8 protein-coding genes and 1 pseudogene are annotated in these 7516 nt (G+C 62.1%); 2 read left to right on the top strand and 7 right to left on the bottom strand.

The features are described from left to right. Positions 1-130: 130 nt before the first annotated feature. On the bottom strand, positions 131-685 hold the full coding sequence (locus ACIREA_RS22075) for a hypothetical protein (protein WP_397384523.1): 555 nt from the start codon (positions 683-685) through the stop codon (positions 131-133). Between the two features lie 64 nt (positions 686-749). Further along, on the bottom strand, positions 750-893 hold the full coding sequence (locus ACIREA_RS22070; protein WP_397384522.1) for a DUF3309 family protein: 144 nt from the start codon (positions 891-893) through the stop codon (positions 750-752). Between the two features lie 195 nt (positions 894-1088). On the opposite strand from ACIREA_RS22070, the gene ACIREA_RS22065 reads away from it, so the two are divergent. Together ACIREA_RS22065 and ACIREA_RS22060 are read left to right on the top strand one after the other, a co-directional pair. Then, on the top strand, positions 1089-1730 hold the full coding sequence (locus ACIREA_RS22065; RefSeq protein WP_397384521.1) for a L,D-transpeptidase family protein: 642 nt from the start codon (positions 1089-1091) through the stop codon (positions 1728-1730). A 38-nt stretch (positions 1731-1768) separates the two neighbouring features. Next, entirely contained in the window at positions 1769-1924 is a 156-nt protein-coding gene (locus tag ACIREA_RS22060; RefSeq protein ID WP_397384520.1) for a hypothetical protein, read from the top strand. 12 nt (positions 1925-1936) lie between these two features. On the opposite strand, the gene ACIREA_RS22055 is transcribed toward ACIREA_RS22060, so the two are convergent. The 5 genes and pseudogenes from ACIREA_RS22055 to ACIREA_RS22035 all read right to left on the bottom strand — a co-directional run. Then, on the bottom strand, positions 1937-2719 hold the full coding sequence (locus ACIREA_RS22055; protein WP_397384519.1) for a hypothetical protein: 783 nt from the start codon (positions 2717-2719) through the stop codon (positions 1937-1939). 50 nt (positions 2720-2769) lie between these two features. Then, positions 2770-4179, bottom strand: coding sequence for a pyruvate kinase (gene pyk, locus ACIREA_RS22050; RefSeq protein WP_397384518.1), 1410 nt, complete (start codon positions 4177-4179; stop codon positions 2770-2772). 185 nt (positions 4180-4364) lie between these two features. After that, positions 4365-5156 carry a TatD family hydrolase gene (locus ACIREA_RS22045; RefSeq protein ID WP_397384517.1) on the bottom strand — a complete coding sequence of 264 codons (792 nt, stop codon included), beginning with the start codon at positions 5154-5156 and terminating at the stop codon, positions 4365-4367. Positions 5157-5245: 89 nt separating this feature from the next. Further along, positions 5246-7006 (bottom strand): Do family serine endopeptidase, encoded by a 1761-nt coding sequence (locus tag ACIREA_RS22040; protein ID WP_397384516.1) that lies wholly within the window; start codon positions 7004-7006, stop codon positions 5246-5248. Between the two features lie 408 nt (positions 7007-7414). Next, positions 7415-7516, bottom strand: a pseudogene (locus tag ACIREA_RS22035) (gfo/Idh/MocA family oxidoreductase); the annotation flags it as partial.

Here is a 7516-nt window from a genome sequence, read left to right as displayed (position 1 = left end):
ACAAGCCTGTGCCTCATGCTGCTGAACTTGGATGAGGCGGTGACGAAGGAGTGAAAAGCAGCCTTGTTGCTGTGCAAAAAGGGTGGAGAAGCTGTGCGCTTCTCCACCCGGAACTTGATCAAACCCGCTGTTAGCGGCGGCCTGAAGGCTTGTTCCAGCCTTCATGATGTTCTGAGTGGCCACCGGAGGAATGGCCGCCCGAGGAGTGACCACCGGACGAATGGTTGCCCGAGGAGTGGCCGCCTGACGGGTGGTTGTTCGAGGGGAAGTTGCCCGTCGGATGGAAGTTCGACGGGGGATTGCTCGACGGATAGCTGCCCGAGGGGCGGAAGCCCGAAGGGTGATTGTTCGAGGGGTAGCTGTTGGACGGGCGGTAGCTCGGTGGGTAGCTGTTCGAAGGACGGTAGCTTGATGGGCGGATGCCGGGATTCGAGTGGGTCTGATGCTGGCCGCCGTAATAATACTGTCCGTTGTGGTAGTAGCGGTTCGTGTACTGCCTGCCCTGATAGAAGTAGCTGCCGGTCTGGTACTGGCCGCCTGAATAAGAGCGCCCCTGATGGTAGTAGGCGCTGCCGCCATAGCCGCCACCGTTGGAATAGCCGCCTCCGGCCATCATCGGATCCAAACAGGAAGTAAGGCTCAAGGCGGCAATGGCTGGAATGAGGAGGAAGGGACTAAATTTCATGAGGTTCGACTACGGATGGGGTTGTGGTGAGCGGACGATCGACCGCGAGAGTTATGGGGTGGGCTTAAATTCGCCCGGTGAGAAGCAATACGATGAGGATGATGACAAGGAGACTTGCACCTCCGCCGGCATAATGATTGCCGGAACGGAAACCGTAGCCACCACCGCCGATAAGCAACAAAATGAGCAAGATGAGGAGAAGATTCATGGAAGGGGGATGTGTGAGTGTTTGAGAGTGAATCGGGGGCTGGAGCGAAAGCGGATGTCCTGGTGAAAATAACCTGGCAGGTGGTTCCATGGGGCAAACCCGGGCGAGATCCTCATCTGCGCCAGACACAAAAGGGGGGCACAGCCCATGCAGGAAGTCGCATGTCGAGAAGGCTGATCGGAGAATTCATCCGATTTGATCACAGACGCTGATGCCGTGAATCCTGGGGTGAACACCTCATCGCGTCAGCCAGCCCTGCTCTTCATGCTATCTGCAATGCCCTCCATCCTCTCCCATGGCTGTTCCTGCCTTCTCGCCGCTGCCCTCCTTTGCCTGCTGCCGGGCTGTGTTGATCCGCTTCCACCACCTTCCGTTGCTGTCGAAGAGTCGTTTTGGAACGGCGACCACATGAGCGGCAAGCCCTCCATCCGCATCAGCCTTTCGCAGCAGCGCGCCTTTTTCTACAAAGACGGCCAGCTTGCCGGCATGTCGCGCATTTCATCAGGGCTTGAAGGGCGCGATACGGTGACGGGCAGTTTTAAAATCATCGAAAAGGACATCGACCATGTGTCCTCGTTGTTTGGCAATTACGTGGATGCCGATGGGAACGTGATCCAAAAGGACGTGGACACCAGCAAGGACCCCAAGCCCAAGGGAGCGATCTATGACGGAGCCAAGATGCCGTATTTCATGCGCATCGTCGGCGGCACCGGCATGCATGAGGGCTACCTGCCGGGTTACGCCGCCTCGCACGGCTGCATCCGCATGCCCGGCTTCATGGCTGCCGACTTCTACCATTCGGTGGAGTTGGGCACGCCGGTTAGCATCGAACCCTGACCTGGATTTTTGGACCTCAACTCAAACCGGACAAAACTATGAACATCCCCAAAAACCGCGGCCTGCTCGCGCTGGCCATCTATCTCATCATCGTCGGCTTTATCGGCGCTTTTAACGTCAGCCTCGGCGCACTCAGCATCCTGGTGCCCATTCTCGCCATCGTGGCAGGTGTGCTGCTGCTGATGGAGAAGTGAGCACGTGTTGCGCTAAAAGCTGATGTACCCAAGCGGCACATCCGTTTTGGACTTCAGCTTGAAATCCCGGTCCACCATGCAGGGTGCGTCGGGCAGGGCGAGGATTTCTTTGGTGAACTTCGCGCTGGCGTCAGGGCTGGCCTCCACGAGGAGGACGTTCCCAGCGGCATCACGAACGATGAGCACGTAGCCGTAGCTTTTCACCCCGTAGGGGTAGTCCGGATCCTGGCTGTAGGTGAGGCGCACCGGCTGAGTGGTATGCACCATTTTGGACTGCGGGCGGATGTTGATGTCGAACTCCTCCTTTTGCAGAACGATCAGGTCGCCGTTGGGATCGAGGACATTTTTGCCCAGGGTGAAGGCCAGTCCACGGGCGTTCTGCAGATCACGGCCCACCTCCTGATTGCTGAGGTTGAAGTTGTAGGTGTACTCGAAGACACGGTGGTCGCTGTCGGGAGGTCCACGGTTGCTCTTGGCCGGCAGGGTCTGGCAGACCAGGCGGTATTTTTGCACGGGAGCTGAGGTGCCTGCTGCGGTGGGCGCAGGGGCGGTGGCCAGGTCCGGGTGCTGCGCCGCCCAGGTGGCGATGTAGGTGCTGTCCTCCTTGCAGAGGGTCTTGCGGTTGATGGTGAGGGTCTGCTGATCGCTGCTGCGCTTCAGGGTCACATTGTCACCTGAAACGGCGGTGATCTCCGCCTCCATCAGCGAGCCCGCGAGACTGACGAACACGCGGGTGTCCGCCAACGCCATGGGGGCGATGAGGAAGGACAAAACTAGCAGGCGGACGGATCGCATGGGCAGGAATACGGCTGACACTACCCTATTCTGCCGGATGCCGCACGCTTTCAAGCCTCGCGCAGCAGAATCGCATCCACATTGATGCCATCGTAGAGCGCATCGCTGAGAATGACGAGGGGATCGCCGAGCTTGATGAGCTTTTCCAGGCGCAGCAGGTCCAGCGCGTTGCGGATGGCCGCCTCGGGGTCGCCCTCGGTGAACTGCAGCACGAAGGGGTTCACGCCACGCGCGGTGACCAGCGTGCGGCTGACGTGCAGATTGGGCGTGAAGGCAAAGATGGGGGCGAACTCCGGGCGCTGATGGGCAAGCAGATGCGCCATGACGCCACGGATGGTGAAGACGAGCAGCTTGCTGCCGGGGATGCTGTTGGCCAGCAGGATGGCGGCCTTGACGGTCTTGTGCTTGTTGGTCTTGAGCGGGGCATCGCTGGCGAAGCGGCCGGAGGGATACTTTTGCTCGATGCGGCTGATGACGGTGTGCAACACCTCCACGCATTTCTCCGGGTAGCGGCCCACGCTGGTTTCACCGCTGAGCATCACGCAGTCCACCTGCTCGATGACGGCATTGAAGATGTCGGTGACTTCCGCGCGTGTCGGCACGGGGTTTTCGATCATGCTCTCCAGCATCTGCGTGGCCACGATGACCTTGCGGCCATGGTAGGAGCAGCGTTCGACGATCTGGCGCTGGATGAGTGGCAGGTCCTCGATGGGGCACTCGCTGCCGAGATCCCCACGGGCGATCATGATGCCGCCGGAGGCCTCCACGAGGGCGTCGATGTTATCGATGGCCTGCTGGTTTTCGATCTTGGCGATGACGCGCGCCTTGCTCTGTTTCTGCTCAAGGAGAAGCTGCAGGTGCTGCAGGTGGCCGGGCTCACGGGCGAAGCTGAGGGCGAAGAAATCGACACCCAGCTCCACGCCGAGATCGAGATCCGCGTAGTCCTTTTGCGTGAGCGGGGGCAGGCGCACGGGCACGCCGGGGAGATTGATGTGGCGGCGGGATTTCATCTCGCCTTTGGTCATGACGGTGCCGATGACGCGGAGGGTGGAGACCTCGGTGGCCTTCACCTGGATCATGCCGCCGTCCACCATGATGGTGTCGCCGATTTTGAGGTCCTTGCCCAGTTCCGGGTAGTTCACGCTCACGGAATAGGGCGTGCTCGGGGGCACTTCGGCTTTGCTGCGGAATTCCACGGTGTCGCCCACCTGAAGCTGCCAGGGCTGCTCCACATCGCCGGTGCGGATGCTGGGGCCGGTGAGGTCCATGAGGACGGCGATTTCGCGCTTGGAGGCGGCGGCGGCCTCGCGGACGCGGGCGTAAACGGTGCGCACCCAGTCATGGGAGGCGTGGCTCATGTTCAGGCGGATGACGTCGGCACCTTTGGCGATGAGATTGGCAAGTATTTCAGGACTCTCCGTGGCAGGTCCGAGAGTGCAGAGGATTTTGGTTTTGCGCATGGATGGCATAATGAAAGCAGGGGACGGGCCAGCGTTGGCCCTGATGTGCCCGAAAGCAAGGCGCACCTCGCAACGGGGCTGGAACATCCGATGCCGGTTTGATGAGGATGGCCGCAAAAAGGCGCAAAAAAGATCACAAAAAAGTGGGTCGCTTTGGGAGACTGAAAGTAGCGCCCTGTGTCCCTTTATCCAAACAAGGCGCGGTAGTTCTCCGCGATGACCTTCTCCAGTTCAGTCGCTTCCATCCCGCGCACCTGCGCCAGTAGCTCGTAGCTCACGCGGAGATTGGCGGGGTGATTGAGGGCTTTGCCATCGGCGGCTTGCAGCGGGTGGGGGTTCAGCTCATCCGGCGGCCACATGTCGGGGGCGTCGGTTTCGGCGAGGAGACGATCGAGGGGGACGGACTTGAAGACGGCGAGCTGCGCGGTTTTGCGCGGGTGGCCGAAGTAGGGGCTGAGGGAGAAGTAGGCACCGAGTTTGACGAAGCCGGGGATCATCTCGGCGGGGCCGCCGTAGGAATGGAGGAGGAAGCCGTGCCGGGGCAGTGTGCAACTGCGCAGGGTTTCCTCCAGAAGGCCGAAGGCGCGCAGGCAGTGGAGTGTGGCGGGGCGGTCGAGCTCCACGGCGAGGGCGAGCTGCGTGCGCAGGCATTCGAGCTGCGCGTCGATGTCCGGGTTTTCAATCCAGCGGTCGAGGCCGATCTCGCCGACGACGGCCTTGGGATGATCTACCAGAAGCTGCTTGAGCGTGGTGGCCCAGTCCTGGGTGCGTTCTTTGACATACCATGGGTGGAGGCCAAAGGCGGGGCGTATCCACGAGTACCTGCGGGCGAGATCTGCCACGGCGGGCCAGTCTTCCTCACAGGAGCCGTTAACGATCATCTCCACCAGCCCGGTCTGCGGCAGCATGGGCATGATCTGCTCTCGCCATGGGTCGAGGCGCTCGTCCTGGAGGTGATTGTGGGCGTCGTAGAGCACGGAGCGAATTTACGATTTATGATTTGAGAAGGCACAAAAAAGCCCGCGCATGCTTCACAGCACACGCGGGCCGTTGAATCATTCGCGGCTTAGTTGTTGCCGATCATGAGCAGCATGGTGTCGCCTTTGCGCCAGACGCGGAGGAGGACGGTTTTGTCGCTGCCTTTGGCGAGGGTGCGGGCCTCGGCGGCGTTGGTCACGGGCTTGCGGTTCACGTGGGAGATGACGTCGCTTTCTTCCACGCCCATGGCGGCGGCGCGGCTGTCGGCGTCCACCTTGGTGACGATGACGCCGGTCACGTTTTCAGGGATGTCGTGGCGTTCACGCAGGGCCGGGGTGAGGGTCTGGACGGTGACGCCGGAGACGAGTTCACTGATGTTGTCCTTGGCCTGGCCGCCGGGAGCGCCGGGGCGTGGGATGCCGCGCTGTCCGCTGCTGAGCTCCGAGAGGGCTTCTTCGGGAAGGGCTTCCAGGGTGGCGTTCAGGGTGAGGCGCTTGCCGCCGCGCATGACTTCGATGGGGATCTGGCTGCCGGGCTTGGTGCCGCTGACGATGAGGCGCAGACGGCTGCTGCTGTCCACGCGCTGATTGTTGATGGAGACGATGATGTCCTCCAGCTGGATGCCGGCTTTTTCGGCGGGGGATTCGGCACCGACCATCATGACGACTGCGCCGCCCTGCTCTTTAAAGCCGAGGCGTTCCGCGAGAGCGCCGTCGAGATCGGTGATCTGCACGCCGAGGAAGCCGCGCTGCACGGCTCCGTCGTCCAGCAGGTCTTCCACGATGTGGAGGGCCATGTTGATGGGGATGGCAAAGCCGATGCCAGCATTCATGCCGGTGCGGGAGAGGATGGCGGTGCTGATACCGACGACGCGGCCCATGGCATCCACCAGCGGGCCGCCGGAGTTGCCGGGATTGATGGAGGCGTCGGTCTGGATGAAGTCTTCATAGCCCTGGACGCGGCCGCCGCGGCCGTTGCCCTTGCCCACGATGCCTTCATTGCTGCGGCCCAGCGCGCTGACGATGCCCTGCGTGACGGAGCGGCTGAGCTCCATGGGGGCACCGGCGGCGAGGACGATATCGCCCACGCGGAGCTTGGAGCTGTCTCCCAGCGTGGCGGGGGTGAGGCCGGTGGCGTCGATCTTGATGAGGGCGACGTCTGTGAGCGGGTCCGTGCCGATGACGGTGGCGCGGTAGGTTTTGGAGGAGCCATTCACATCCACGTCCACGTCGATCTTTTTGGCATCTGCCACGACGTGGTTGTTGGTGATGATGTAGCCGTCCGGGGTGATGATCATGCCGGAGCCGACGCCCTGGGACTGATGGGCGTCATCGTCGGGGGCTGGCTGCTGCGGCTGCTGTGGGCGCTGGGGCTGCTGCGGCTGGCCACCACGGCGGCGCGGAGCGGGCGTGGGTTCGTCGTCCTCATTCATGCCGCCGCCAAAGGGATCCGTGCCGCCGCCGGGGGCGCCGAAGAAGCGGTAGAAGAAGGGACGGAGCTGCGGCGGGATCTGGTCCACTTCCGGAGCCTTGATGGGCGTGGAGGAGTGGATGGTGACGACGCTGGGCAGGATCTTTTCCACCACAGTGGCGTAGCTCATCTGCAGCTGGCCGTTGTTCGGCAGCAGGCTGGGGTCACGCAGGATCTTCGCGGTGAAATCCGCCGTCAGAGGCTCCTTCAAATCCGCAGGGGGCATCAGCGTTGGCGGTGCCACAGGCTTTGTCGATGCTGGAGGCGGCAATGCGCCCGGCGGCAGTGCTCCGGGCTGCTGGGCGTGGACGCCGGGCAGTCCTGACGCCAGCATGCCGGCGCAGGTGAACGCAATGCAGAGACGAGGTTGGGTCTTCATGGAGTGGTTTTTGGGGTGGAATTTATCAGCGGCTGCGGGGGAGCGCATGTCTCTCAGACGTAGTGACGGGAGGAATGTTGAACATATTTGTGCGAAAGAAAGGGACTCTTTCAGATCGCCCGCCGCAGATACAAAGATCCGTCGCGGCGGCGTTTGGGGCTGTCCAGTACTACGGCGCTCGCGCCCGGAGGAGTGGCGATAATCGTGGGGGGCATCGCAGAAGCAGGGATTTCCATCGGGAACAGCGGGACCGCTCCGGGCGTAGGTTGGGCATGTTTGGCGGGCTGGGCTGCTTTTCATCCGCAACGCCTCCGCCAAACCGCCCGACTCTGGAGGCGTCCGCAAGCCGTGGTGTTTGCCACACGCTCATGGACGGGCGGGCTGTCGCCACACCCATCCCACGACTGCTTACTTGCGCGCTTCGGCCAGGGCCTTGTCCATCACTTCCTTGAGGGTGACTTCGGCGCCGCCGCGGCGCTTGCTCTCGTCGGCGGCTTCCATGAAGGCGTA

It is taken from the genome of Prosthecobacter sp. (assembly GCF_044373815.1).
Taxonomy (GTDB): domain Bacteria; phylum Verrucomicrobiota; class Verrucomicrobiia; order Verrucomicrobiales; family Verrucomicrobiaceae; genus Prosthecobacter.
The sequence above is the reverse complement of the archived record's forward strand: the minus strand, read 5'-3'. Positions and strand labels throughout refer to the sequence as shown.

Excerpts from the sequence above, each read along its gene's own strand:
- ACIREA_RS22055 (WP_397384519.1), bottom strand. The coding sequence starts at position 2,719 with ATGCGATCCGTCCGCCTGCTAGTTTTGTCCTTCCTCATCGCCCCCATG.
- pyk (WP_397384518.1), bottom strand. The coding sequence starts at position 4,179 with ATGCGCAAAACCAAAATCCTCTGCACTCTCGGACCTGCCACGGAGAGT.
- ACIREA_RS22060 (WP_397384520.1), top strand. The coding sequence starts at position 1,769 with ATGAACATCCCCAAAAACCGCGGCCTGCTCGCGCTGGCCATCTATCTC.
- ACIREA_RS22040 (WP_397384516.1), bottom strand. The coding sequence starts at position 7,006 with ATGAAGACCCAACCTCGTCTCTGCATTGCGTTCACCTGCGCCGGCATG.
- ACIREA_RS22075 (WP_397384523.1), bottom strand. The coding sequence starts at position 685 with ATGAAATTTAGTCCCTTCCTCCTCATTCCAGCCATTGCCGCCTTGAGC.
- ACIREA_RS22070 (WP_397384522.1), bottom strand. The coding sequence starts at position 893 with ATGAATCTTCTCCTCATCTTGCTCATTTTGTTGCTTATCGGCGGTGGT.